Below are 24,688 nucleotides of genomic sequence, written 5' to 3'. Positions count from 1 at the left end.
TGGTTGATCATTTTTGTATTTTTCATATATGAAATCATATGTTATATTAATTTTGAACATTCTGAATGATAGCGCTTCCTTATCTATTATACGTGAAAACGGGGGGAATGAAAATGCCGGCCAAAACAGGTCAGGAGTATATGGAGCGGCTCAAGCGGGCGAAAAGCAGCGTGTACATCCACGGGGAAAAAGTTGAGGATGTCACTGTTCATCCGGCGTTCCGCAACGTCGTCCGTTCGATGGCGGCGCTTTACGACCGGCAATATGAAAAGCCGGAGAAAATGTTGTACCGGTCGCCGACAACCGGGCAGTTCGTCGGCATGACGTTCATTCAGCCGACAACCATTGACGAGCTCATCGCCCGCCGCGAGGCGACGCAAGAATGGGCGCGTATGTCGGCGGGGATGATGGGCCGTTCTCCCGATTATTTAAACGCGGAAGTCATGGCCATGGGCGTCGCCAATGATCTATTTGCCGAAGATGATCCGATGTTTGCCGAAAACGCGAAAAACTACTATGAGTACGCGCGTGAAAACGACATCAGCTTGACGCACACGCTCATCCATCCGCAAATGAATCGCGCCAAGGCGCTTCATGAACAAAACGATGCCGATGTGCCGCTCCATTTGGTGGAACGGCGAAAAGACGGGATCATCGTCAGCGGCATCCGTCTGTTGGCGACGCAAGGCGGGATTACGGACGAAATTTTAGTGTTTCCATCAACCGTGAAAAAATCGACAGCTGGTGAAGACCCGTACGCGCTCGCCTTTGCCATTCCGAACAATACGCCGGGCGTCAAGTTCATTTGCCGCGAGGCGTTTGACTACGGGCGGAGTGCGTGGGACCATCCGCTGGCGTCCCGCTTTGAAGAGGGCGATGCCATCGTTTCGTTTGAAAACGTGTTTGTGCCGTGGGAGCGCGTGTTTGTTTGCGGCAATTCATCGATTTGCAACCGGACGTTCCGTGAGACGAACGCGGTCATTCATATGTCCCATCAAGTGGTGGCGAAAAACATCGTCAAAACGGAGTTTTTGCTCGGTGTCACGCTTTGTCTGATCGAAGCAATCGGCATCGGCGAATTCCAGCATGTGAAAGATAAAGGGGCGGAAATCATGCTCGTCCTCGAGACGATGAAGAGCCACCTGTACCGGGCTGAGCACAATGCGAAGCGAGACCGCTGGGGAACGATGACGCCGGATTTTGCCGCGCTCGATGCCGCACGCAACTGGTATCCGCGCATTTATCCACGGCTTTCGGAGATCATCCGCATTTTAGGAGCATCGGGGTTGATGGCGATTCCGACTGAAGCCGATTTCCATCATGAAGAAATTGGAGATATCGTCCGCCGCGCGATGCAAGGGGCGACGGTGGACGGCTATGAACGCGTCCAGCTGTTCCGTCTCGCCTGGGATCTCACGATGAGCGCGTTCGGAGCCCGACAGACGCATTACGAATATTACTTTTTCGGAGATCCCGTTCGGATGGGGATGGCGTATTTTGACGGCTACGAAAAAGAGCCGTATAAACAGTTTGTACGCGAATTTCTGCGCGGCGCCAAAAGCGTGTTCATTCCTTCCGACAGCCAGCGGTGACAGTGCAAATTGAGTTGGATTTTTCGAAAGGGGAGAAGGATGATGACATTTTCCATTATTCGCTGCGCCCGCGCGGTGCTGCATGTGACCGATTTGGCCGCCGCCCGCGATTTTTACGAACGGGTGCTTGGGTTTGTCGTGACGGAAGCGGATGAGAGCCATTTGTATTTGCGTGGACTTGAAGAATATCATCATCATAGCCTTCTATTGAAAAAGGCGCCCCGCCCCGCGGTCGAGGCGCTTGGCTACAAAGTCGGTTCCGAGCAGGAATTGGAAGCGCTTTATGAATGGTTTGCGGCGCAAACGCTGCAGCCGAAATGGCTGGAAGACGGGAGCCAGCGCGCCGTCGGTCGGGCATTTCGCGTTCAAGATCCGTCCGGGCTGCCGCTTGAGTTTTTTGCCCAGATGGAGAAAACAGAGCGGCTTTTGCAGCGGTATGACTTGCACCGCGGCGCCCGCGTGCAGCGCATCGATCATTTCAACTGCGCGGTTAGAGATGTAAAGAACGCGTACGACTTTTATGTCCATGGTTTGGGCTTTGCCTGCTCGGAGTATACGGAAACAGAGGATGGGAAACTTTGGGCTGCATGGCTGCACCGGAAGCAAAATGTCCACGATTTGGCGCTGATGAACGGAAAAGGGCCGCGCCTTCACCATATCGGGTTTTGGCTGCCGGACCCGCTCAGCCTGATCCATGCGTGCGATGTGCTGGCGGCGGCCGGATATGCGCCGAACATTGAACGCGGGCCGGGCCGCCACGGATTGTCGAACGCCTTCTTTGTCTATTTGCGCGACCCGGATGGCCACCGAATTGAGCTGTATAACGGCGATTATTTGACGAGCGACCCCGATTTTCCGCCGATCCGCTGGGATTTGGATGATCCGCGCCGTCAAACGTTCTGGGGCCATGCGGCGCCGGACAGCTGGTTTGAAGAGGCGTCTGTCGTTCTTGACGTTCACAGCGGCCAACCGGTCGAGCCGAACGAACCAACATTGGCGAAGCGGAAACCGACCTTCCTGATTTAGAAAAAGACCGCAGCCCTTCTGCTCGGTTTTCGGGATCATGATTATATATGATTTTATCGTTGATTTCATATATGATAGTGTGTACAATATAAATAAGATTCAGAAAAATAAAGCCAATAGGGGGCAAGGGGATGGCATACCACGAGGCGAAAGAACGGCTGCGCGGCTCGATCGCGCCGGTCGTCACGCCGTTTGATGAGGAAGGAAACGTTGATTTTGCGGCGCTCGCCGCGCTCATCGATTGGCATATTGAAAGCGGCACGCATGGCATTTCCGTCACGGGAACGTCGGGAGAGCCGAGCTCGCTGACGCTTGAAGAGCGAAAACAGGTGATGGAAACGGCGAAAAAAGCGGTGGCGGGTCGGGTGCCGTTCGTGCCGGGGACGGGCTCGACCAACCATGCGGAAACGATCGAGCTGACCAAATTTGCGCAAGAGATTGGGGCCGATGCCGCGATGGTCATCGTCCCGTATTACAACCGTCCGTCCCAGCAGGCGCTGTATAAACATTTTAAGGCGGTGGCCGAGGCGGTCGACATTCCGATCATCGTCTACAACATTCCGGGGCGGACGGCGGTCAATTTGGAAGTCAAAACGATGGCGCGGCTGGCCGAAGATTGTCCGAACATTATCGGCGTGAAAGAGTCGAACAAAGACTTCGAGCATGTCAACCGGGTGTTGTGGCATTGCGGGCGCGATTTCCTTCTCTTTTCCGGCATCGAGCTTTTGTGCTATCCGATGCTGGCGATCGGCGGCGCCGGATCGATCAGCGCGACGGCGAACGTCGTGCCGCATAAAGTGGCCGAGCTGCACGACGCTTGGTTTGAAGGCGACATCAAGCGGGCGCAAGATCTTCATTTTGAACTGATGGAGCTCAATGATGTGCTGTTCATTGAAACGAATCCAGGTCCGGTGAAAGCGGCGCTCGGGATGATGGGGAAAATCACCCCGAAGCTCCGGCTGCCGCTCGATTTGCCAAGCGAAGAACATCAGCAGCAAATCCGCCGCACGCTCGTCAAATACGGCTTGCTGGCCGAAGAGACGCGGGACGAAGAAATGCAAAAAGCGACATAAAACAAGCGCGTGCAACCGGTCACGAGTGTTGATGATCCGTTGCTTCCCGAAAACAGAGCGCCATGCAGCTGCACGCTCCGTCGGCAAGCGAACCGCTTGCCGACGGCGGCAGAAAAGCCGGGAACAGTGCTTTCTCAACTGGTTTTGATTGGTTCATCAACACGCCTGGCAACAGGCATATTAGATGCAACGAAATCGTTTAACATATCCTTGACGGAAAAGTGGCTCATCCATTTTTCAACTGACGAGGGTAAGCCCGTAGGCTTCTCCGTCACGCCAAAGCGCGATCAAATGCTCGGTAAGAGCTGTAAATGGTAAAGCTTCAAATGGCATCGATACAGATGAGGAGGATACATGATGGCGAATGTGCGCTTGCGTCTGGCCGGCATGAGGCGGACGATTGAGGCAAAGGCGGATCCGCACGGCGGGACGGTGTCGTTTGGCGGGCAGACGCACCGCATTGATGAATTGGAATGGGACGCGCCTATTGGCGGGGCGATGTACGGGGTGGCGCTGAATGATGGAAAGGAGTGGGCGGCGCTGTCAAAAGAGATGAACGCCCCGCCGTATGAAAAGCCGCCGGAAGGCCCGGTGCTGTATATGAAGCCGGCAAACACCATCAACGCCCATCGGCGTCCGGTGCTTCTGCCTCGTTGGGTGAAGCATCTTCAGGCTGCTCCGGCGCTCGGGCTGGTGATCGGGCGGACGGCGGCGCGCGTGCGGCGCGAGCAGGCGCTCGATTTTGTATTCGGCTATACGATCGTGAATGATCTGTCGATTCCACACGAGCAGCGGCACCGCCCGGCGGTGAAGGAGCAGGCGCGCGACGGGTTCGCCCCAGTCGGCCCGTGGATCGTGCCGAAAGAGGAAGCGTCGCCGCTGTCATCCTTGACCGCACGCGTATACGTCAACGGGCGCCTCGTCCAGCGTGCAGACCCGAGCCGCTTTCGCCTTCCAGTCGAACAATGGCTTGCTGAGGTGACCGAATTTATGACCCTTTACCCAGGCGATGTGCTGTTTTTCAGCTGGCCGGCCGATGCGCCGCTTGTTACAGCAGGAGATGTGGTGCGCATCGAAATCGAAAGGATCGGTGTGTTGGAAAATGAAATCGCCCTGGAACAAGGAGGCGATGAATGATGAGGCGGGCGCGTGTGGCCTGGAACGGAATCGTGACCGAAGCCGAGCCGCTCGACGATGGCCGCCTCCGCCTGCCGGACGGAACGATCGTCGGGGAGCTTGAAGTGATGTGGCTTCCCCCGGTGGAGCCGGGAGTGATCGTGGCGCTTGGATTGAATTATGCCGAGCATGCCGGCGAATTGTCTTTTGTTGCGCCGAAAGAGCCGCTTTTATTTTTCAAAGGGAAAAATACGCTCATCGGCCATCGCGGCCGAACTGTTCGGCCGGAGGGGGTCAACATGATGCATTATGAATGCGAGCTCGCGGTCGTCATCGGCCGCCCGGCCAGCCGGGTGAAAGCGGAACGGGTGTACGATTACATTTTCGGTTACACGATTGCCAACGATTACGCTGTTCGCGACTACTTGGAAAATTACTACCGGCCGAATTTCCGCGTCAAAAACCGCGACCGGACGACGCCGCTAGGCCCGTGGATCGTCAGCCATGAGGAAGTCGGCGATCCGATGGCGCTTCGTTTGCGGACGTATGTCAATGGGGCGGTTGTGCAGGAAGGATATACGGGCGATATGATTTTTTCGATCCCGTATTTGCTTGAGTACATCACCGAATTCATGACGCTCGCGCCTGGCGACGTGATTTTGACCGGCACGCCGAAAGGGGCGGTGAACGTCCAGCCCGGCGATGAAGTCGTGGCCGAAATCGAACGCATCGGCCGGCTGATCAATTACATCGTCTAGCCAAAGGAGGAGGAATGATGCCGCACTTTATTTTGGAATACACGGCCAATATCGGCGAAGAGGCCGATATTCGCGGCTTGCTTAAAAAAATTCACAGCGTGTTGATCAAGCGGAGCGATTGGTTTCCCGTCGGCGGCATCCGCTCGCGCGCCATTCGGCTTGACGAGTATTATGTGGCTGATGGGGCCGAAGACGATGCGTTTGTGCACGGGACGCTGAAAATCGGCGCCGGGCGTCCGGAACAGGTGAAAAAAGAAGTCGGCGACGAGCTGTTTGCCGTGATGAAAGACCATTTCGCCCCGCTGTTCGCCAAACGCTATTTGGCGCTGTCGCTTGAGCTGTATGAATTCAGCGAGGCGGGGACGTATAAACACAACAACATTCATGCGCGTTATCGGACATAGCGGGAGGGGAAACGAATGGCAGTGCAACCAAAAGTGCTTCATTATATCAATGGGCAGTTTGTGGAAGGGGCAGCCGGTGCGTATTTCGACAACATCAATCCGTTTACGAACGGGACGATCAACCAGATAGCCGAGGGGCGGAAAGAAGACATCGACGCAGCGGTCCGGGCGGCGAAGGAGGCGTTTGATCACGGGCCGTGGCGGACAATGCCGGTCGAACGGCGCCTTCGTTACCTTTTCCGCATTGCTGACTTGATTGAGCAGTATGCGGACGACATCGCCTATTTAGAGGCGCTTGACACCGGCATTCCGATCAGCCAGGCGAAAAAGCAAGCCGCCCGCGCGGCGGAAAACTTCCGCTTTTACGCGGAAATGGTGAAGACGCGCCTTGTCGGCGAGGCGTACCATGTGAATGGTCAGTTTTTAAACTATACCGTTTATAAACCAGTCGGCGTCGCCGGGCTCATTACGCCGTGGAATACGCCGTTTATGCTGGAAACGTGGAAGGTGGCTCCCGCGCTGGCGACCGGCAACACCGTTGTCTTGAAGCCGGCCGAATGGTCGCCGTTGACGGCGAATAAACTGGCGGAAATCATCGATGAAGCCGGGCTGCCTCGCGGGGTGTTCAACGTCGTGCACGGGTTTGGCGAAACGGCGGGCGCCGCATTGGTTGCCCACCCGGATGTGCGCCTCATCTCGTTTACCGGCGAGACGACGACCGGCATGGAAATTATCCGCAACAGCGCCGCAACGTTGAAAAAAACATCGATGGAGCTCGGCGGCAAGTCGCCGCTCATTGTGTTCGCCGATGCGGATCTCGAACGGGCGCTCGATGCGGCGGTTTGGGGCGTGTTTTCGCTCAATGGCGAACGGTGCACGGCCAACTCGCGGCTGCTGCTCGAGCAGTCGATTTACGACGAATTTGTCGCCCGGCTCAAAGAGCGCGTCGACCGCATCGTCATCGGCGATCCCATGGCTCCAGCGACCGAGCTTGGCCCGCTCATTCACCGTGCTCACTGGGAGCGGGTGAACCGCTATATTGACATCGCCAAGCAAGAAGGGGCGGACGTCTATGCCCCCAGCGTTCCAACAGGGTTGGAAAAAGGCAATTTTGTGCCGCCAACGTTGCTGCTTGGTTGCCATAACGGCATGAGGGTGGCGCAGGAAGAGATTTTCGGACCGGTCATGGCGGTCATGTCCTTTGCGGATGAAGAAGAGGCGATACGGCTGGCGAACGATGTGAAATACGGGCTGGCGGCATACGTCTGGACGAACGATATGAAGCGCGGCCACCGCGTCGCCCAAGCGATCGAAAGCGGGATGGCGTGGGTCAACTCGCCGAACGTCCGCGATTTGCGCATCCCGTTTGGCGGGACGAAATACAGCGGCATCGGCCGCGAAGGTGGGCATTACAGCTTTGATTTCTATACGGAAGTGCAAGTCGTCCACGTCGCGGTCGGCGACCCGCCGATCCCTTCGTTCGGCAAGGCGAAGCCGCCTTCCGCTTTGTCTGCAGAACAGAAATAACAGCTGGTCAACATATATTATGTGATATATGATAGATGTATGGAAACGAAAGCGAAAAACAAAACCCAATTGGCTTACGAGTATATTCTTTCCCGCATTGAAAACGGCGTCTATGGCCCGGGATACCGCGTCGTCATCGACCAAATCGCCCGCGAGCTTGGACTCAGCAGCATCCCGGTGCGCGAGGCGATCCGCCAGCTCGAGGCGGAAGGGCTTGTCGAATTTAAGCCGTATACAGGCGCCGTTGTGAGCAACATCAACGAGAAAGAATATATCGAGACGCTGTCGGTGTTGGCTGTGCTGGAAGGCTATGCGACCGCGCTTGGCTCCGCCCATTTGACGAAGGAGGCGATCAACGAGCTTGAGCGGTTGAACGAATGGATGGAGCGGGCGCTTGAAGAGCTGGAGCTGGAACGGTTCAGCGAGCTGAACTATGAATTTCATTCCTTGATTTACGCCCATTGCGGCAACGCCTACCTCGAAGAGCAAATCAAGCAAATTTGGCAGCGGATGAAGCGCATCCGCGCCTACGGCTTCACCTTTGTGCCGCAGCGGGCGAAAGCATCGATCGAAGAACATAGAGAGATCATCCGTCTGTTGCGTGAACAGGCGCCGCCGCATGAAATCGAACAATACGTTCGTCAACACAAAATCAACACCGCCGAAGCGTTTAAGCGGCGGCGCTGATCTTCTTCCGCCGGGTGGAGGCCTGGCGGGAGAACGATGATTTGAAGGCGTTGTCAATATAAAAGGGGGGCAAAAAAAGATGAAAAAAGGAATGTCTCTATTGATGGCGGCATTGTTGCTCATTTTCCTTGCCGCCTGTGGGAAGACGGCGACATCGGGAGGAGAGGATGAAATCAAAATTGGCGCCATTTTTTCGGCTTCCGGCGGGGCGGCCCCGCTTGGCAAACCGGAGATGGAGACGGTCAAAATGCTCGTTGAGCAATGGAACAAGCAAGGCGGCATTGATGGAAAGAAAATCAAGCTGATTGCCTATGATGACAAGTCCAACCAAAATGAGGCCGTATTATCCACGAAAAAACTCATCGAACAAGACAAAGTCACTGCCATTATTGGCGGCACGATCAGCGGCAACTCCTTAGCCATGATTCCACTCATTGAAAAAGCAGGCATTCCGTACATTTCCCTCGCCGCAAGCAAACAAATCGTCAATCCAAGCGATGGATCCTCACGTCATTGGACATTTAAAACCGCTCAAGGGGACAATATCGTCATCCAGAAGCTGCTTGGTTTTTTAAAAGAGAAAGGATGGACGAACGTCGCCTGGCTGAACGTCGCCAATGCATACGGAACGAGCGGGCATGAAGAGTTTGTGCATTATGCCCCGGAATATGGGGTGAAAGCCGTCATCGAAGAGGAGTTTGAGGCGACGGTCGATGATGCGAAAGCGATGTTGACAAAGGTGAAAAAAGCGAATCCGCAAGCCATTATCGTATGGGGAACAGCACAGGAATCGGCGGTCGTCACGAAAAACATCCGCCAGTTGGGCATTGAGGCGCCGATTGTGGAAAGCCATGGCATCGGCACGAAAAGCTTTATTGACTTGGCCGGGGAGGCGGCCAACGGCGTATGGTTCCCTGCCGGGCGCATTTTAGTGGCCGATCAGCTTCCGGACAGCGACCCGCAAAAAGAAACGCTGCTAAAATACAAAGAACAGTTTGAGAAAGCGTACGGCTATGCCCCGACAACGTTTGGCGGACATGCGTGGGATGCGTTCCATTTATTGGTCAATGCGATCAAGGAGGGCGGCGCGGATCAAGAGAAAATACGGTCGGCTCTGGAGAATACAAGAAAATTTATCGGCATTTCGGGCGTCTTCCATATGTCGAAAGACGACCATACAGGGCTTGACGCCGACAGTTTGGTGATGGTGCAAATTCAAGACGGAAAGTTTGTGCTCGCCGAGCAGTAAACAACAGTTGCTTGAAGGAGGGCGGGGCATGGAAGCGTGGAGCCAGTTTGTGCAGCTGTTGTTTTCCGGGCTGACGGTCGGCAGCATTTACGCGTTGGTGGCGATCGGGTTTGTCATTACGTACAGCGTGACCGGCATTTTAAATTTGGCTCAAGGCGATTTCGCTATGTTGGGGGCGTTGTTTTGCATTACGTTGGTCAATAACGGAGTGCCGTTTGCCGCGGCCATCGGTTTGAGCATGCTTGCGGTGATGGTCGTCGGTGGGCTGTTTGAGCGGCTGGCGATTCAGCCGGCGCGCCGTTCGCCTGTCGCGGTGCTCATTATCATTACGATCGGGGCGTCGTTTGTATTCCGCGGGATCGCCTTGCTTGTTTGGGGGACGGATCCGTACGCGCTGCGCCCCTTTACGGGCCATGGGGCGCTTGAGGTGTTTGGAGCGGTCATCCAATGGCAAAGCGTCTGGGCGATCGTCATTTCGCTCGCAAGTTTTGCCGCCTTGCATCTGTTTTTTCACCGAACATACATCGGCAAGGCGGTGGCGGCCTGCGTCATCAATCCGTTTGCCGCTCGGTTGATGGGGATTGACATCCGCAAAATGTCGCTGGGGGCCGTGGCCGTCAGCGCCGGTCTTGGAGCGCTGGCGGGAATCGTCATCGCCCCGATTTCGGGCGCGTCTTATGATATGGGAATGATGATCGGGCTGAAGGCGTTCATCGCCGCTGTTGTCGGGGGATTGACGAACGCCCCGGCGGCGATCGCCGGTGCGTTTCTCGTCGGGCTGCTTGAATCATTTGCGGAAGGATACTTGTCCTCGGGGTACAAAGAAGCGATCAGCTTCGGGCTGCTATTGCTTGTTCTGTTTTTCATGCCAAACGGGCTGTTTGCCAAGATGACAGGAAAACGAGTGTAAGGGGGGCGGATGGATGGAGCACGGTCAACGAATGACGGATGGACGGAAACGATGGCTCTTGCTTGTTGGCGCAGCCGTCTGGCTCGGTCTCCCTTGGCTCGTCTTCGGCAATAACTACGTGCTAAGCACTCTGATTCTCATCGGGCTGTACGCGCTCGTAAGCACAGGGATGACGCTGTTGATGGGGTATGCGGGCCAAATTTCGCTCGGCCAGGCTGCCTTTTACGGCATCGGGGCTTATGCGTCCGCCTATTTGACCGCGCATGCGGGATGGCCGTCCTGGCTGGCGCTGGCTGCCGGCGCGGTTTTGGCTGCATTGGTGGCGCTTGTGGTCGGCATTCCAGTTTTTCGGCTGCGTGAGCATTATTTGGCGTTGGCGACGTTAGGCTTTGGCGTCATTATGTTTACATTTTTCAAGGAATGGAAAGAGATCACGGGAGGGCTGAATGGTTTTTTTGGCATTCCGCCGATCCGTATAGCCGGGGTTCCGTTGCAAAGCGATCTCCAGTTTTACTACCTCGTTTCGTTGTTTGTTCTGGCCGGGTTATGGTTTGCCCATAATATTGTCCGCTCCCGGGTCGGAAGGGCGCTGCGGGCGATTCATGGAAGCGAGGTGGCAGCAAGCTCCCTTGGGGTGAACATTATGAAATACAAGCTGCAAATCTTTATGCTCAGCGCGGTCTACGCTTCGATTGCCGGGAGCTTATACGCCCATTACGTCACGTTTATCAATCCGGATTTATTCGGCATCGTCCCTTCGATTTACTTTTTAATCATGGTGGTCATCGGCGGGACAGCCAGCGTATGGGGAGGACTCATCGGCGCTGCCGTCTATGTCTGCTTAGGAGAATGGCTCAAAGCCGTTGTCCCGCTGTTGCTTCCGAATGCCGGCGGAGAGTTTGAAATTGTCTTTTTTGGCTTGTTGTTGGTGGTCATGTTGATTTATATGCCGAACGGGTTGACGGGTGTGATGCAAAAGAGGATGCGGCGCTTTTTGGAAATGGGCGGACGTCAAGAGAAGCAGATAGCCGCAGTTGAGGGGCATAAGGCGCGTTCGATCGGAGGGGAGCGGGGATGAGCGCAGTGTTGCTCGAAGTGGAGCAATTGTCCAAGTCATTTGGCGGCGTTCAGGCGGTGCAGAACGTGTCCTTTCACGTGAAAAAAGAAGAAATCGTCGCGGTGATCGGGCCGAACGGGGCAGGCAAAACGACCTTGTTCAATATGATCAGCGGCATTATTCCGCCGACGAGTGGTCTCGTTCGTTTTCAAGGAGCCATGGTCAGCGGCAAACAACCGCACGAGTTGGCGATGCTGGGAATGACAAGGACGTTTCAAAACTTGCAGCTGTTTTCTGATATGACGGTGTTGGAAAATGTGATGGTCGGATTTCATTCACGGTTGAAGAGCGGAATCCTCAGCGCCGGCTTTCGGCTGCCGCGTACGGTGAAAGAAGAAAGGCAAGCGCAGAAACAGGCGTTTTCCTGCCTCGAGCAGGTCGGTTTGGCCCATCTCGCCTGCAAGCGGGCAGGCACGCTGCCATATGGGATGCAGCGGCTCGTGGAAATCGCTCGGGCGGCTGTGTCTCGTCCTTCGCTCATTTTGCTTGACGAGCCGATGGCCGGGCTGAACCCGCAAGAATCAAAGCAGCTCGTTGATGTGTTGCTGGCGATGAGGGAACAAGGCTTTACCTTTTTGTTCGTGGAACATGATATGGAAACGGTGATGGCGATCGCCGACCGGATCGTCGTCCTCGATTATGGGAAAAAAATCGCCGAAGGGGCGCCGGAAGAGATTGCGCGGCATCCTGATGTCATCAAGGCGTATTTGGGAGAGGAGGCGGTCTGATGCTCGTGCTTCGCAACGTTCATGTCTACCACGGCCATTTGCACGTGTTAAAAGGGGTCAGTTTGCAAGTGGACGAAGGAAAAATCGTCACTGTTGTCGGCGCCAACGGGGCGGGCAAAAGCACGCTGCTCGGCACGATTGCCGGCGTCTACGCTCCAACCGAAGGGGAGATTCTTTTTGAACATAAACCGCTTCCATACGGAAAGGTGGAGCAAATTGTTGAAAAAGGCATTTGCCTTGTGCCGGAGAGGCGGCAAATTTTTGACAGCCTGTCCGTGAGGGATAACTTGCTGCTGGGGGCGTACCGCCGCCACCGCCGCGACGGACAGGAAGTGAAGCGCGACTATGAGCGGGTGCTTGAACTGTTCCCGAAACTGCAAACGATGCTCGACCGTCCGGGAGGACTATTAAGCGGCGGCGAACAGCAAATGCTGGCGATCGCCCGCGGGCTGATGGCGAGACCGAAGCTGCTCTTGCTTGACGAACCATCGTTAGGGCTGGCGCCGCTTGTGGTCAAGGAAGTGATGGGGATGCTGACACAGCTCTGCGATCAATTTCAGACGGCCATGATTCTTGTCGAGCAAAACGTGCGTGCCGCCCTGCAGACAGCGGATGAGGCGTATGTGTTGGAACGGGGAAGCATCGTGGTGCACGGGAAGGCCGCCGAGCTGCTTGCCGATGAGCGGGTGGCAGAGGCGTACCTTGGAGCGGCGGGCCGCCGATGACAGCCGTATATCGTCGTTGTTTCTTTCCTCTATTTCTGCTATGATGGGGGTAGATTTGACCCTCATTTCGGCATGAATGGGTCTCAGCCATAGAGGCAAGATGTCGGACGAAGCGCCCGTCGTGTGGAAACATCAAGAAGGGAAGCCGTCCAACCGCCAGCTGAAGGCGTAGGGCTGCTGGATGACGAAAAGGGAAGGATGGGAGAACCGTATGGATGATCGTACATTTCGCAGAGCCATGGGAAAATTTGCGACCGGCGTGACGGTCGTGACGACCGAATTTCAAGGGGAAGCGAAAGGAATGACGGCGAACGCGTTTATGTCCGTTTCGCTCGACCCGAAACTTGTCGTCGTCTCCATTGGTCACAAAGCGCGAATGCATGACATTGTCAAGCAAACGGGGAAATTTGCCGTCAACATTTTGCGGCGCGATCAAGAGGAGTTGTCGCGCTTGTTTGCCGGCCAGTTGAAAGAAGAACGCCATGTTTCGTTTGATTGGGTGAACGGCCATCCGATTTTGCCGGAGGCGTTGGCGAATATTTTATGCAACGTCCACAGCACGTACGTGGCCGGCGATCATACGCTTTACTTTGGGGAAGTGACCGATATTTTGATGAAAGACGAACCGGGCGACCCGCTCTTGTTTTTTGAAGGGAAGTACCGGAGCATTGGACAATAAGCGCCCTTGGATGGATCGGGGCCGCTATGTCGATGCGGGGACGACGCAACAGGCGGTTCAGCCCGTCATCTTGCGTCCCGGCCGTTTCCATGGCGCTATTAGAAAAGGTGTCCCGCTGTTTGGGACACCTTCGTTGTTATTTTTTCAATACATCGTGATCAACGTACCGTTCGCCGTTCAGTTCGCTGATGACGTTGATGGCGACTTTCGCCCCGTCACCCGCTGTGATGATCGTATGAACGCTGACGCCGGCCACCGTCCCCGCCGCCCAAATGCCGTCGATGTTCGTTTTGCCATTGGCGTCGACGTCAATCACCGTTTTAATGCGCGGCTCCGTGCCCGGTTTGGTGCGCAGGCCGATTTTTTCCGCCAGATCCGTGGCGACGCCGGTGGCGAAAATGACGTGTTTCGCCTCAAAGGAGCCGTTTTCCGTTTCGAGGCGGAAGCCGCCGTCCGTTTTTTGCACGTCTGTCACTTGCGTTTCCACCAATTCCGCGCCGAATTTCGCGGCTTGCCGTTTTCCTGTTTCGACCAATTCCGGGCCGCTGATTTCCGGAACACCGTAATGGTTTTCCACCCAAGCGCGCTTGGTCATGCCTTTGTCGCTGTCAAACAACACTGTTTTCTTTCCCGCTTTGGCGGCGAAGATCGCAGCGCTCGCTCCCGCCGGTCCAGCGCCGATGATGGCGATGTCGTACATCGTGACCGCCTCCTTGTTTTGAATATTGGCACTATCATTCATTACTTTATCACAAATGGAAAAAGGGTCCAAATGATCTGCTTTTTATTTATAATTGCTATCATTTTATATTTACTTTAAATAATTATGGGCGTATAATAGATACCAAACACGCAGCAAAGGGGAGGAAACGCGTGAATAAACCGGCCGTTTGTGAACAGTGCGGCCAGCCGTTGCGGCGGCTGAAACACTCACTGCTTTGCCAATGCGGGACGAAAATTGTGGTTCAAAAATCATATCGCTAAAAACGATTTCCTGTTTCTGTCGTATTCAACCGGCGAATGGCGCCGGTTTTTTTCTGTCCTCATTTGGGGTGGCGGCGAATATATAAAAGTAAAACCGCATTTTTCACAAGGGTTGGTGCCGCTGATGCACGACAAACGAGATTTGGGCGCCCGCTTGGCCGCTTTTTACCGAGGGATGGCGGAGTGGGTGGGACAAAAGCAGAAGTATTTTCCTCTTCCATCCCATGAAGAGAGCCGGGATCAGTTGCTTGCTTACTTATATATGAGGGAGCATATGCCGTCGGATTTGCATGAAGCGATGGAAGACGCCGGATGGCGGCTCGAGGGGCAAGAGGCTCATCTCATCGACGCGATCGAACAAGTTTTGGCATATTTGCGCACGCGGGTTGATGGCGGATGGGAGCTTCGAAAGATGACAAGAAAGGAAGCGAAACAGTTGCTTCATAAACGGGCGGAGGCAGTGTTCGGAAGCCCAAGTTCTGTTCGGCCGACACGCATTATGGTGACGATGGACGAGGCATGGGTGGATGAGCCGGGGCTGATCGAGCGGCTGCTTCTTTATGGCATGGACATTGCCCGCATCAACTGCGCCTACGGTTCTCCAGAAACGTGGGAGGCGCTCGTGGCCATCATTCGTCAAGCCGAGAAGCAGTTGGAGCAACAGCTGCAGGGAAGGCGATGCCGCATTTACATGGATCTGCCGGGGCCAAAAATCCGGGTCGACCGCTTGGCGGTCAACGCGGGGCCGATGAAGCTCTCTGTGAAGAAAAATCTATATGGAGAGCCAATGGAGCCGCTCTTCGGCCTCATTTCCTTCTCTTCTTCCCCGCCGCCGTCTCCGCTCCCCCGCGATGTTTCATTCTTGTGGCAGTTGACGGCTGAGGACGGAGCGACCGTCGAAGAAGGGGATGAACTGCTGTTTACCGATGTGCGCGGAAAAAAACGAAAACTTCGGGTCACGGAACAAATCGCGCCGTCTTGTTTTAAAGTTCTTCTTTCGCGGACGGCCTATGTGCAAAAAGGGATGAAACTGCGGCGCGGGTCGGCTTCCTTCACTCTATGTTCTGTTTTGTTCATTCCAATGAAAGCGTTTGTCACGGTCGGTACACCGCTGTATATTTATTTCGATGACGCTGCGTTTGCACAGGCGCAGAATGGATGCGGTGTGAAAATGATGACGACATTGGCGAAAGCGTGGCGCAATGTGCGGGTGGGGGACCGCCTTTACTTGAACGACGGCCAAATTGCGGCGCGGGTCGTCAAAGTGCACGAGCGGCATGTCGAGGCCAAAGTCGTTGCCGATGGCGGAAAGCGGAAAGCAATCAAGCAAGGAACAGGCATCCATCTTCCCGATTCGTTTCTTCATTTGGCCGTTCCGCCGCTTACGGACCGCGACCTTGAATGGATTCCGTTCATCGCGAGATGGGCGGATATCGTCGGGCTGTCGTTTGTTCAGGCCCCTCATGACCTGCGAAAGCTTTATCATTTGCTTGCCGAACAAGGGGCTGGTTCTCTCCCGGTGATCGCGAAAATCGAAACGCGGGCGGCGCTTCATAACTTCGTTCGCATCTTGCTTGAGGGATTGAAGTTTCCGGCGTTTGGTGTGATGATTGCGCGCGGCGATTTGGCCCTGGAGATTGGATTTGAACATCTTGCGGCCGCACAGAACGACGTTTTGGCGCTATGCCGGGCGGCTCACATCCCGGTCATTTGGGCGACGCAAGTGCTTGAACAAATGGCGAAAAAGGGAATTCCGTCGCGCGCGGAAATCTCGGATGTTTTTGTTGGAAAACAGGCGCAATGCATCATGTTGAACAAAGGAAGGCATATTGCGGAGGCGGTGCGCTTATTGTCGTCGTTGTTGGAAAAGGAGGAGAGGCAGAGTGGATCGCTGGCGATGCCGAAAACGGACGGCGAACGGATGAACCTGCTTAACTTGTGGGAGGATGAAGGGTGAGCGTTGGCCACTGCTTCCGCCGTCTGTTTGAGAAATGAGCCGCGCCAAAAAAGGAGTCCTGCTGTGTTAGGGGGCTCCATATTTTTTGTCTAAATGTAAACCTATATAAAAATAAAGTTGACAAATAAAAAACACATCAGGCACAATAGAAACAAATATTTGGAGAGGAGGGAAGATGTGCGAATCCATTCCTTTGTTTGGGCGGCATTTTTTGCCGCGTTGACGGCTGTTGGTGGGTGGATCAAAATTCCGGTGCCGTATGTGCCGTTTACGCTGCAAATCGCGGCGGTGTACTTGGCCGGCTGTCTGCTTGGCCCAAAAATCGGAGCGCTTAGCCAACTTCTATATGTCTTGATTGGGCTGGCGGGCGCGCCCGTGTTTGCGGAAGGAGGCGGGCTCGGTTATATTTGGAAGCCGACGTTTGGCTATTTGCTCGGTTTCATCGCCGGGGCGTATACGTGCGGCTTGCTTGTCCGCCGCTTTCAATGGACAAGAGCGAGAGACATATTGATGGCGAATGCAGCGGCATTGTTGGTCGTGTATGTGTTTGGCTGCGCGTGGCTGTACATAGCGATGAAATGGATCGCGGGGGCTCCGCTTTCCATCGGCCAAACGCTATGGTTCGGCTTTCTTCTCCCGGTGCCGGGAGATCTCGTGCTTTGCGCCGTTTGTTCGGTCATCGCGGCGCGCGTATGGCCGCGCGTCCGACCGATCATGATGACTCGAGGGATGGGGGGATAAGAGAATGGGGCAAGCCATTTTCATGACGGGAACAGGAACAGAAATCGGCAAAACGGTCGTCACTTCCATCGTGGCGTTGGCGCTGGAGCGGCTTGGGATGAGCGTAAGCGTGTTGAAACCGGTTCAGACTGGACTGGCCGAAGACGGGGTGTCGTTTGCCGAACAATATTGGTACGAACGAGTGGCGAAGCTTTCCGCATCAGAAGGCATGTACTATATGGAACCGGCGATGTCGCCGCATTTAGCGGCGAAGTTGACCGGCACGTCCATCGAACCAGAGAGGGTGGCCGAACGGTTGGAATGGTTGAAGCAGCGCTATGATGTGGTGCTCGTCGAAGGAGCGGGAGGGTTGGCCGTTCCGTGGTGTGAGCGCGACGGACGATTCTATATGACGAGTGATTTCCTTCGTGATTATCAGCTGCCGGCGATTCTCGTGTCGCTCTCAAGCCTTGGTGCGATTCATCACGCGGTGACGACGGCGGCGTATGCCGACGCGCAAGGCATTCGTCTGCTTGGCCTGATGTTTAATCAGTTTCAGGAACAAGAGATCATCCACCAAAACAATGTCGAAACGATCGCCGCCTTGCTTCGGCTGCCGGTGCTGGCGGTCGTGCCGCTCCTTCCTGCAGTCTCAAGGAGGGAACTGGAAACCCTAGCTCAGCATTGGATCGAACAAGGAAAGGCGAAACAACTGCTGGAGGTGCTTGGCGTTGGCGTATAGCTACGAGCAATTGGAACAGTGGGACAAGCAGTACGTCTGGCATCCATTTACGCAAATGAAGCAGTATGCCAAAGAACGCCCCTTGATCATTGAACGCGGGCAAGGAAGCTATTTGTACGATGTCGACGGCAACCGGTACTTGGACGGCTATGCGTCGCTATGGGTCAATGTCCACGGCCATAACGATCCGGAGCTGAATGCGGCGCTTCGCGAGCAATTGGAGAAAATTGCCCATTCGACATTGCTTGGTTCGGCGAATGTGCCGTCGATTTTGTTGGCCAAACGGCTGCTTGAATATTGGCCGCACATGTCGAAAGTGTTTTATTCCGATACCGGGGCGGCGGCGGTGGAAATCGCGCTCAAGATCGCCTATCAGTATTGGAAAAACATCGACCCGGTCCAATATGCGAAGAAGAACAAGTTTGTCTCGTTGAAGGAAGCGTACCACGGCGATACGGTCGGGGCGGTGAGCGTTGGCGGCATGGAAACGTTCCACCGCATTTTTGCGCCGCTTTTGTTTGAGCGGATCGAAGTGCCGTCGCCGTACGTGTACCGTATGGACGAATACGGAAGCGAGCAGGAGATCGTCGGCTATTGTTTGCGTGAGCTTGAACGGGTGCTTGAGGAGCAGCACGATCAAATCGCCGCGGTTGTCATCGAGCCGCTTGTGCAAGGAGCGGCGGGGATCATCGTCCATCCGCGCGGGTTTTTAAAAGGAGTGGAAAGGCTTTGCCGCCGGTATGGGGTGCTCTTCATTTGCGACGAGGTCGCCGTCGGCTTTGGCCGCACCGGCACGATGTTCGCTTGTGAGCAGGAAGAGGTGAAGCCTGATCTTGTCTGCCTTGGGAAAGGGATTACTGGAGGATATTTGCCGCTCGCGGCCACACTGGTCACGGAAGAGATTTATGCGGCATTTCTCGGCGATGTGGACGAAGACAAAACGTTTTACCACGGCCATACGTATACGGGGAATCAGCTCACTTGTTCCGTTGCGCTGAAAAACATTGAGCTCATCGAAAAACGCGGCTTGATTGACAGCGTAAAGCGGAAGGCGCGCCGGCTGGCCGAATGGCTTGATCGGTTGTATGACATTCCTATTGTCGGCGACATCCGGCAAAAAGGCTTGATGTGCGGCATTGAAATCGTGAAAGACCGAAGAACGAAAGAAGTGTTTCCGCGCGCGGCCATGGTGGAGCACCGGATCATCCTTGAGGCGCGCCGGAGGGGGCTTGTCATCCGTCCGCTCGGCCCGGTGTTGACGTTCATACCAGTTCTTTCGATGAGCGAAGACGAAATGGCTGAGGCGGTGCGCATTTTGTTCGATTCGCTTGCCTGTTTGTACGAACAGGCGCGCGCAGAGCTTCTATAAGCGGGGGCGGCGGACAGCCGCCTGCTTTTGTTTTTCGAATATACTGGGAATAAAAGAAAATAGTTTCCTTTAATGAGAATATCTTGTAGAAAGAGACCTTCCTTTGCATTCACGGATCGATGATTTGGAAGAAATCGCCGTTTTTCACCAGCCTTCTAGGTACTGGCCTAAGCAGCGGGCGTTTTTCCTGCATACAGTGGGACTAAAGCAAGCGGAAGGGGGGAAGCAAGATGAGCCATCTCCAAGTGGCGGATGAGCGCATTTGGCGGCCATGGGGCTGGTGGTTTTGGCGGCCGCGCCCGTTTTTCTTCGGCGCTCCGTTTTTTGGCGCTCCATTTTTCGGCGGCTTTTTAGGCGGTTTGCTCGGGAGCGCATTGGTTCCGCCGTTTTTCTATCCGTGGTGGTATGGCCCCATTTGGTGGTGAGAAACCGGCAAGGGTTGGGCGGACGGCCCACCCTCTTTTCTTGTTTGTTGCATATGAATACAGTGTAGCATTCTAGCTTTGGGGAAAGGAGAAGGAACGATGCTATTTCCAGGATTGTTGTTTGGCGCCCCATTTGTCGGCGGCTTCTTGGGTGGACTGCTCGGCGGCGCGTTAGCTCCGCGTCCGTTTTACCCGTACCCGCCGTATCCGCCGTATCCAGGCTGGTGGTATTGATCGTCTATTCATGAAAGAATAAGCATCCCTGTGGAACAAGAAGGGGTGCTTATTCAATGATCCCGGTGTCGCGGATGCGGACGTCCGCCGCCATCTCCTTCTCCCCCTTCTCAACCGCTCATTCGAAAGAGGATGTCCGGGTCAAGCGAGGACATCTTCATCGAACTGGATCATTGCATCACGTTGCCTCGGTAGGGAAGTTGACTCGTATATCCTTGGAACTGCTGGTACGTTTGCTGAAGTTTTTGCGGATCGGCGGCTTCGAGCTTGTACCATCCTTTTTTGAACATCAAATTGTACAAGTCGCGCTGACAGTTTTGCGTTTCGGTGAAAATATTCATCATATCTTGATATAACGGTTGGTTGCTCGCTTCATGCAAGTACACGCTGTATGACAACGTCATGTATTTTTCCGTCGCCAGCATGTCGTTGAGAAAATCGCGCTCGTTCATTTGCGGCGTTTTCGGCACTTGCGTCTCTGGATTTTGCACTTGTTTCGTGTTCATGCATCGTTCCTCCTTTCACATCACCGGCGGCTGCGGCGGGGCTTGCAAATGGCGCAAAATCATTTCGTAATGGCGTTGATGCATCTGTCCAACGCGCTCGATCGCCTGCACCACTTCCGGGTCTCGGCATTGCGCGGCGAAAAAGTGCGCTTTTTTCGCCGCCAGCAAATTCCACGACATCATGTCGGCAAAATACATGGCGTCTTTTGTCGACACCATCTGCGGCGGCTCGGGCGTCGCCGCCTGCGGGTTCATTTGCGGTTGCTGTTGCATCGTTGTTCGCTCCTTTCGTTAGTGGTTCGCTTGTAGGTTGTCCAGCGAGTGGAAAATTATACATAAATAAAAAATAAAACGTCAGGAAAAAACATATTCATATAGAACGGAAACATGGTACAATAAGAGATGGTGAATGCGTTTCCATACAAGGAGGCTGGCAACAGTGGAGCAGTTGATGCGCGATTTTTTCCTCTTCTTATCGAAAAATAAAACATTGACAAAATGGGCGAAGCGATACGGCCTCCGCTTCGGCGCTTCCAGGTTTGTCGCCGGCGAAACGATCGAGGAAGCGGTGCGTGTCATCCGTCAGCTGAACGAAAAAGGGCTGGCGGTCACGGTCGACTATTTGGGCGAGTTTGTCGACAACGAGCAGGAAGCGAATGAGATGGCGCGTCATTGCTTGGAGGCGATTGAGGCGATCAGCCGGGAGAAGTTGAACTCGCAGCTGTCGCTGAAAATGACATCGATGGGGCTTGACATTTCCGATGACCTTGTCATGCGCAACATGCGCCGCATTTTGGATGCGGCGAAAGAGCGCGGCGTGTTTGTGACGATCGATATGGAGGACTACTCGCGCTGCCAAAAGACGCTCAATATTTTTAAACAGCTGAAAAAAGAATACGACAACGTCGGCACGGTGCTGCAGGCGTATTTGTATCGGACGGAACAAGACATTGAAGACTTAAAGCCGTACCGCCCGAACTTGCGGCTCGTCAAAGGAGCGTACAAAGAGCCGCCTGAAGTGGCGTTTCCGGATAAAAAAGATGTCGATGAGAACTTTAAGAAGATCATCAAAATGCATTTGCTAAACGGCAATTATACGGCGGTGGCCACGCATGACGACGCCATCATCGAATATACGAAGCAGCTCGTCAAAGAATACAACATTCCCAACAGCCAGTTTGAATTCCAAATGCTGTACGGCATCCGCCCGGAGCGCCAACTCGAATTGGCGCGCGAAGGATATACGATGCGCGTGTACGTTCCGTACGGCACGGACTGGTACGGCTACTTTATGCGCCGGCTTGCCGAACGTCCGGCCAACGTGGCGTTTGTTTTAAAAGGCATCCTCCGCAAGTAGGGGGCGCCAAACAGAGGAAAACGCCGGCGCCGATCTCGGATGTGCACAACGGCAAGGGAGCTGACGCCATGGGCGTCAGTCCCCTTGCATGTTGTGCTTTTTGTATTGCTGGTTTTGGCTCGTCCGCTTGCCGCCGCCGTCGGCTTCGACCGTCGGGCCGGCGTTTCCTTTGACGCTTGCCGCGCTGACGCCACGTTCAGACGGATTTTTTTTCAGCCGGGCCATCGATGGTTCACCTCCTATCCTTAGTATGGGCAAAAATCGGAGCGCGATGTCGGGAAAAATGTGCGGCAAATATGTTGCGAAAATTACTAACATACTATATATTTAGTTATAGAGAGCGGTTTCAACGATATTTTTTTCATCAAAAAATGAATGACCATTCATTCAATGGTGTGAGGGGGAACCGAAATGGTAAAACGCATTCGGCGCGCCGCGGTGCTCGGGTCCGGCGTCATGGGTTCGGGCATTGCCGCCCATTTGGCGAACGTCGGCATTCCGACGCTGCTGTTGGATATCGTGCCGCGGGAATTGACGAAAGAGGAAGAAGCAAAAGGTTGGACGCTCGAGCATAAACAAATGCGCAACCGCCTCGCCAATCAGGCGCTCGAGCGGCTGCTCAAGCAAAAACCGGCGCCGCTCATGTCCAAAGACAACATCGCTTTGATTGAAACGGGCAACTTCGAGGATGACTTCCACCGGCTCGCGGAAGTCGATTGGATCATTGAAGCGGTCGTTGAAAAGCTGGAAGTGAAAAAAGAAGTCTTCGCTCGCGTCGACGAGGTGCGGACGCCGGGGACGATCGTCAGCTCGAACACATCCGGCATCTCGATCGCCGCAATGGCGGAGGGGCGTTCCGACGATTTCAAAAAACACTTTTTAGGCACGCATTTCTTCAACCCGCCGCGCTATTTGAAGCTGCTTGAGATCATCCCGACGGAGCATACGGATCCGGATGTGGTCGCCTATATGAAATCGTTCGGCGAAGACGTGCTCGGCAAAGGCGTCGTCATGGCGAAAGATACGCCGAACTTCATCGCCAACCGGATCGGCACGTATGGCTTGCTCGTCACCGTCCGCGAGATGATGCAAGGCGGCTACAGCGTCGGCGAGGTCGATTCGGTGACGGGGCCGCTCATCGGCCGGCCGAAAAGCGCGACGTTCCGCACGCTTGACGTCGTCGGGCTCGATACGTTCGTGCATGTCGCCAACAACGTGTATGAAAACGTCGAAGGGGAAGAAAAAGAGGCGTTCCGCGTGCCGGAGTTTATGAAAACGATGCTTGAAAACGGCTGGCTCGGCAGCAAATCCGGACAAGGCTTTTTTGTCAAGCAAGGAAAAGACATTCTCGAGCTGAACTACGTCACGATGCAATACGAGCCGCGCAAAAAGCTTGTCACCCCGGCGGTGGAGATGGCGAAGCAGGCGAAAGGAGCGGCTGCCAAGCTGCAAACGCTCGTGTATGCCGATGGCGACCGCGCGGGAACGCTCCTTTGGAACATCATCGCACCGACATTGCTGTACACTGCCCGCCTTGTCGGGGAGATCGCCGACGACATCGCAGCGATCGATCAGGCGATGAAGTGGGGGTTCGGCTGGGAGCAAGGTCCGTTTGAACTGTGGGACGCGATCGGCCTCGAGAAGTCGGTGCGTAAAATGCAGTCAGAAGGGCGCGACATCCCGTCGTGGATCACGGACATGCTCGCCGACGGAGCCACATCGTTCTATAAAACGGAAAACGGCCGGCTGTTCTATTATGCGCCGGGCGGGTATAAAACAGTAGAAGAAAACGAAAAAGTCATCCACATCCGCCGGCTGAAAGAGGCGCGCGGCGTCATCAAGAAAAATGCCGGCGCCAGCCTCATTGACCTCGGCGACGACGTGGCGCTTCTGGAGTTCCATTCGCCGAACAACGCGATTGGCGCCGATATTGTCCAAATGATCAACGAGGCGCTTGAGGAAGTCAACCGCAACTACAAAGGGCTCGTCATCGGCAACCAAGGGAAAAACTTCTGCGTCGGCGCGAACTTGGCGATGATGCTCATGGAGGCGCAAGACGAAAACTTTTTTGAATTGGAACTTGCCGTTCGCCAGTTCCAGCAAGCGCTTCTCAAAATGAAATACAACCCGAAGCCGGTCGTCGTCGCGCCGTTTGCCATGACGTTAGGCGGCGGGGCGGAAGTGAGCTTGGCGGCTTCACGCATCCAAGCGGCGGCCGAGACGTACATCGGGCTCGTCGAAGTCGGCGTCGGCTTGATTCCGGGCGGCGGCGGCAACAAGGAGCTGTACATCAAACGGTTGAACAGCCTGCCGCGCGGCGTGGACGTCGACTACGTCAAAATCGCGGCCAGCGTATTTGAAACGATCGCCATGGCGAAAGTGTCGACGTCAGCGGCGGAAGCGCGCGAGCTTGGCTTCTTGAATCACCGCGACGGCATCACGATGAACGGCGACCATCTGCTGTATGAAGCGAAACAGGCGGTGCTCTCGATGTATGAGGAAGGGTACCGGCCTCCTGTAAGGAAGAAAGTGCCGGTGGCCGGCGAAAGCGGCTATGCCGCCATGCTGCTTGGGGCGCAGTCGATGTTCCATTCCGGCTACATCAGCGAGCACGATTTGAAAATCGCGAAAAAGCTGGCGTATGTTCTAGCCGGCGGCAAAGTGCCGTACGGAACGGAAGTCGACGAGCAATATTTGCTCGATCTCGAGCGCGAGGCGTTTTTGAGCCTCATCGGCGAGCCGAAGACGCAAGCGCGCATGCAGCATATGCTTGTGAAAGGAAAACCGCTCCGCAACTAAAGCG

Annotated in this window: 26 protein-coding genes; 22 read left to right on the top strand and 4 right to left on the bottom strand. The window is 54.9% G+C overall.

Annotated features, from left to right (window positions below):
• Positions 1 to 113 precede the first annotated feature (113 nt).
• The 14 genes from hpaB to ABS784_RS07985 all read left to right on the top strand — a co-directional run bounded on the left by hpaB (position 114) and on the right by ABS784_RS07985 (position 13,591).
• Positions 114 to 1,592 carry a 4-hydroxyphenylacetate 3-monooxygenase, oxygenase component gene (gene hpaB, locus ABS784_RS08050; RefSeq protein ID WP_021321751.1) on the top strand — a complete coding sequence of 493 codons (1,479 nt, stop codon included), beginning with the start codon at positions 114 to 116 and terminating at the stop codon, positions 1,590 to 1,592.
• Positions 1,593 to 1,634: 42 nt separating this feature from the next.
• The gene (gene hpaD / locus ABS784_RS08045; RefSeq protein WP_011232503.1) at positions 1,635 to 2,618 is read left to right on the top strand and encodes a 3,4-dihydroxyphenylacetate 2,3-dioxygenase; all 984 of its coding nucleotides are present in this window, start codon (positions 1,635 to 1,637) and stop codon (positions 2,616 to 2,618) included.
• Between the two features lie 131 nt (positions 2,619 to 2,749).
• Positions 2,750 to 3,691, top strand: a complete 942-nt coding sequence (hpaI, locus tag ABS784_RS08040) for a 2,4-dihydroxyhept-2-ene-1,7-dioic acid aldolase (protein ID WP_318538439.1) — start codon at positions 2,750 to 2,752, stop codon at positions 3,689 to 3,691.
• 357 nt (positions 3,692 to 4,048) lie between these two features.
• Positions 4,049 to 4,828, top strand: a complete 780-nt coding sequence (locus ABS784_RS08035) for a fumarylacetoacetate hydrolase family protein (RefSeq protein ID WP_025039297.1) — start codon at positions 4,049 to 4,051, stop codon at positions 4,826 to 4,828.
• Positions 4,825 to 5,565 (top strand): fumarylacetoacetate hydrolase family protein, encoded by a 741-nt coding sequence (locus ABS784_RS08030; protein WP_352512062.1) that lies wholly within the window; start codon positions 4,825 to 4,827, stop codon positions 5,563 to 5,565. The genes ABS784_RS08035 and ABS784_RS08030 overlap by 4 nt, the downstream gene beginning before the upstream one ends.
• A 17-nt stretch (positions 5,566 to 5,582) precedes the next feature.
• Entirely contained in the window at positions 5,583 to 5,969 is a 387-nt protein-coding gene (locus tag ABS784_RS08025) for a 5-carboxymethyl-2-hydroxymuconate Delta-isomerase (RefSeq protein ID WP_011232499.1), read from the top strand.
• A gap of 15 nt (positions 5,970 to 5,984) precedes the next feature.
• Entirely contained in the window at positions 5,985 to 7,496 is a 1,512-nt protein-coding gene (hpaE, locus tag ABS784_RS08020; RefSeq protein ID WP_011232498.1) for a 5-carboxymethyl-2-hydroxymuconate semialdehyde dehydrogenase, read from the top strand.
• Between the two features lie 39 nt (positions 7,497 to 7,535).
• The gene (locus tag ABS784_RS08015) at positions 7,536 to 8,183 is read left to right on the top strand and encodes a GntR family transcriptional regulator (RefSeq protein ID WP_011232497.1); all 648 of its coding nucleotides are present in this window, start codon (positions 7,536 to 7,538) and stop codon (positions 8,181 to 8,183) included.
• A gap of 79 nt (positions 8,184 to 8,262) precedes the next feature.
• Positions 8,263 to 9,432, top strand: coding sequence for an ABC transporter substrate-binding protein (locus ABS784_RS08010; protein WP_011232496.1), 1,170 nt, complete (start codon positions 8,263 to 8,265; stop codon positions 9,430 to 9,432).
• Positions 9,433 to 9,460: 28 nt separating this feature from the next.
• On the top strand, positions 9,461 to 10,342 hold the full coding sequence (locus tag ABS784_RS08005) for a branched-chain amino acid ABC transporter permease (protein ID WP_352512059.1): 882 nt from the start codon (positions 9,461 to 9,463) through the stop codon (positions 10,340 to 10,342).
• Between the two features lie 13 nt (positions 10,343 to 10,355).
• Positions 10,356 to 11,420, top strand: a complete 1,065-nt coding sequence (locus ABS784_RS08000) for a branched-chain amino acid ABC transporter permease (protein WP_014196690.1) — start codon at positions 10,356 to 10,358, stop codon at positions 11,418 to 11,420.
• Positions 11,417 to 12,187: an ABC transporter ATP-binding protein gene (locus ABS784_RS07995; protein WP_011232493.1), complete on the top strand. Its 771-nt coding sequence runs from the start codon at positions 11,417 to 11,419 to the stop codon at positions 12,185 to 12,187. Before ABS784_RS08000 ends, ABS784_RS07995 begins: the two co-directional genes overlap by 4 nt.
• Positions 12,187 to 12,912 carry an ABC transporter ATP-binding protein gene (locus ABS784_RS07990; RefSeq protein WP_011232492.1) on the top strand — a complete coding sequence of 242 codons (726 nt, stop codon included), beginning with the start codon at positions 12,187 to 12,189 and terminating at the stop codon, positions 12,910 to 12,912. Before ABS784_RS07995 ends, ABS784_RS07990 begins: the two co-directional genes overlap by 1 nt.
• Positions 12,913 to 13,123: 211 nt before the next feature.
• Entirely contained in the window at positions 13,124 to 13,591 is a 468-nt protein-coding gene (locus ABS784_RS07985; protein ID WP_011232491.1) for a flavin reductase family protein, read from the top strand.
• Positions 13,592 to 13,727: 136 nt separating this feature from the next.
• Here ABS784_RS07985 and ABS784_RS07980 read toward each other — a convergent pair whose 3' ends face one another.
• Complete coding sequence (locus ABS784_RS07980; protein ID WP_011232490.1) at positions 13,728 to 14,291, bottom strand: FAD-dependent oxidoreductase; 564 nt, start codon at positions 14,289 to 14,291, stop codon at positions 13,728 to 13,730.
• A gap of 408 nt (positions 14,292 to 14,699) precedes the next feature.
• Between ABS784_RS07980 and ABS784_RS07975 the strand changes: the two genes are divergently transcribed.
• The 6 genes from ABS784_RS07975 (at position 14,700) to ABS784_RS07950 (ending at position 20,022) form a co-directional block, all read left to right on the top strand.
• Positions 14,700 to 16,532, top strand: coding sequence for a pyruvate kinase (locus ABS784_RS07975; protein ID WP_352512055.1), 1,833 nt, complete (start codon positions 14,700 to 14,702; stop codon positions 16,530 to 16,532).
• A gap of 177 nt (positions 16,533 to 16,709) precedes the next feature.
• Positions 16,710 to 17,273 (top strand): biotin transporter BioY, encoded by a 564-nt coding sequence (locus tag ABS784_RS07970; RefSeq protein ID WP_011232488.1) that lies wholly within the window; start codon positions 16,710 to 16,712, stop codon positions 17,271 to 17,273.
• Positions 17,274 to 17,277: 4 nt separating this feature from the next.
• Entirely contained in the window at positions 17,278 to 17,994 is a 717-nt protein-coding gene (bioD, locus tag ABS784_RS07965; RefSeq protein ID WP_011232487.1) for a dethiobiotin synthase, read from the top strand.
• Positions 17,984 to 19,363, top strand: a complete 1,380-nt coding sequence (bioA, locus tag ABS784_RS07960; RefSeq protein WP_352512052.1) for an adenosylmethionine--8-amino-7-oxononanoate transaminase — start codon at positions 17,984 to 17,986, stop codon at positions 19,361 to 19,363. Before bioD ends, bioA begins: the two co-directional genes overlap by 11 nt.
• Before the next feature lie 230 nt (positions 19,364 to 19,593).
• Positions 19,594 to 19,788 carry a hypothetical protein gene (locus tag ABS784_RS07955; RefSeq protein ID WP_011232484.1) on the top strand — a complete coding sequence of 65 codons (195 nt, stop codon included), beginning with the start codon at positions 19,594 to 19,596 and terminating at the stop codon, positions 19,786 to 19,788.
• A gap of 99 nt (positions 19,789 to 19,887) precedes the next feature.
• On the top strand, positions 19,888 to 20,022 hold the full coding sequence (locus ABS784_RS07950; protein ID WP_011232483.1) for a hypothetical protein: 135 nt from the start codon (positions 19,888 to 19,890) through the stop codon (positions 20,020 to 20,022).
• A 170-nt stretch (positions 20,023 to 20,192) separates the two neighbouring features.
• Here the strand turns inward: ABS784_RS07950 and ABS784_RS07945 are convergent, their stop codons facing one another.
• Together ABS784_RS07945 and ABS784_RS07940 are read right to left on the bottom strand one after the other, a co-directional pair.
• Positions 20,193 to 20,528, bottom strand: a complete 336-nt coding sequence (locus ABS784_RS07945) for a spore coat protein (RefSeq protein ID WP_044732550.1) — start codon at positions 20,526 to 20,528, stop codon at positions 20,193 to 20,195.
• A 15-nt stretch (positions 20,529 to 20,543) separates the two neighbouring features.
• Positions 20,544 to 20,801: a hypothetical protein gene (locus tag ABS784_RS07940; RefSeq protein WP_044736231.1), complete on the bottom strand. Its 258-nt coding sequence runs from the start codon at positions 20,799 to 20,801 to the stop codon at positions 20,544 to 20,546.
• A gap of 166 nt (positions 20,802 to 20,967) precedes the next feature.
• Here ABS784_RS07940 and ABS784_RS07935 point away from each other — a divergent pair, with 166 nt between their 5' ends.
• The gene (locus ABS784_RS07935) at positions 20,968 to 21,885 is read left to right on the top strand and encodes a proline dehydrogenase family protein (protein WP_352512049.1); all 918 of its coding nucleotides are present in this window, start codon (positions 20,968 to 20,970) and stop codon (positions 21,883 to 21,885) included.
• A gap of 75 nt (positions 21,886 to 21,960) precedes the next feature.
• Here the strand turns inward: ABS784_RS07935 and ABS784_RS07930 are convergent, their stop codons facing one another.
• Positions 21,961 to 22,110 carry a YuzL family protein gene (locus ABS784_RS07930; protein ID WP_011232479.1) on the bottom strand — a complete coding sequence of 50 codons (150 nt, stop codon included), beginning with the start codon at positions 22,108 to 22,110 and terminating at the stop codon, positions 21,961 to 21,963.
• A gap of 186 nt (positions 22,111 to 22,296) precedes the next feature.
• Here ABS784_RS07930 and ABS784_RS07925 point away from each other — a divergent pair, with 186 nt between their 5' ends.
• Positions 22,297 to 24,684 carry a 3-hydroxyacyl-CoA dehydrogenase/enoyl-CoA hydratase family protein gene (locus ABS784_RS07925; protein WP_352512046.1) on the top strand — a complete coding sequence of 796 codons (2,388 nt, stop codon included), beginning with the start codon at positions 22,297 to 22,299 and terminating at the stop codon, positions 24,682 to 24,684.
• Positions 24,685 to 24,688: the final 4 nt, after the last annotated feature.

The organism is Geobacillus sp. G4 (assembly GCF_040327975.1).
Classification (GTDB): domain Bacteria; phylum Bacillota; class Bacilli; order Bacillales; family Anoxybacillaceae; genus Geobacillus; species Geobacillus thermoleovorans.
Note: the sequence above shows the minus strand (reverse complement) of the source record. Positions and strands in the feature narration are given on the sequence as shown.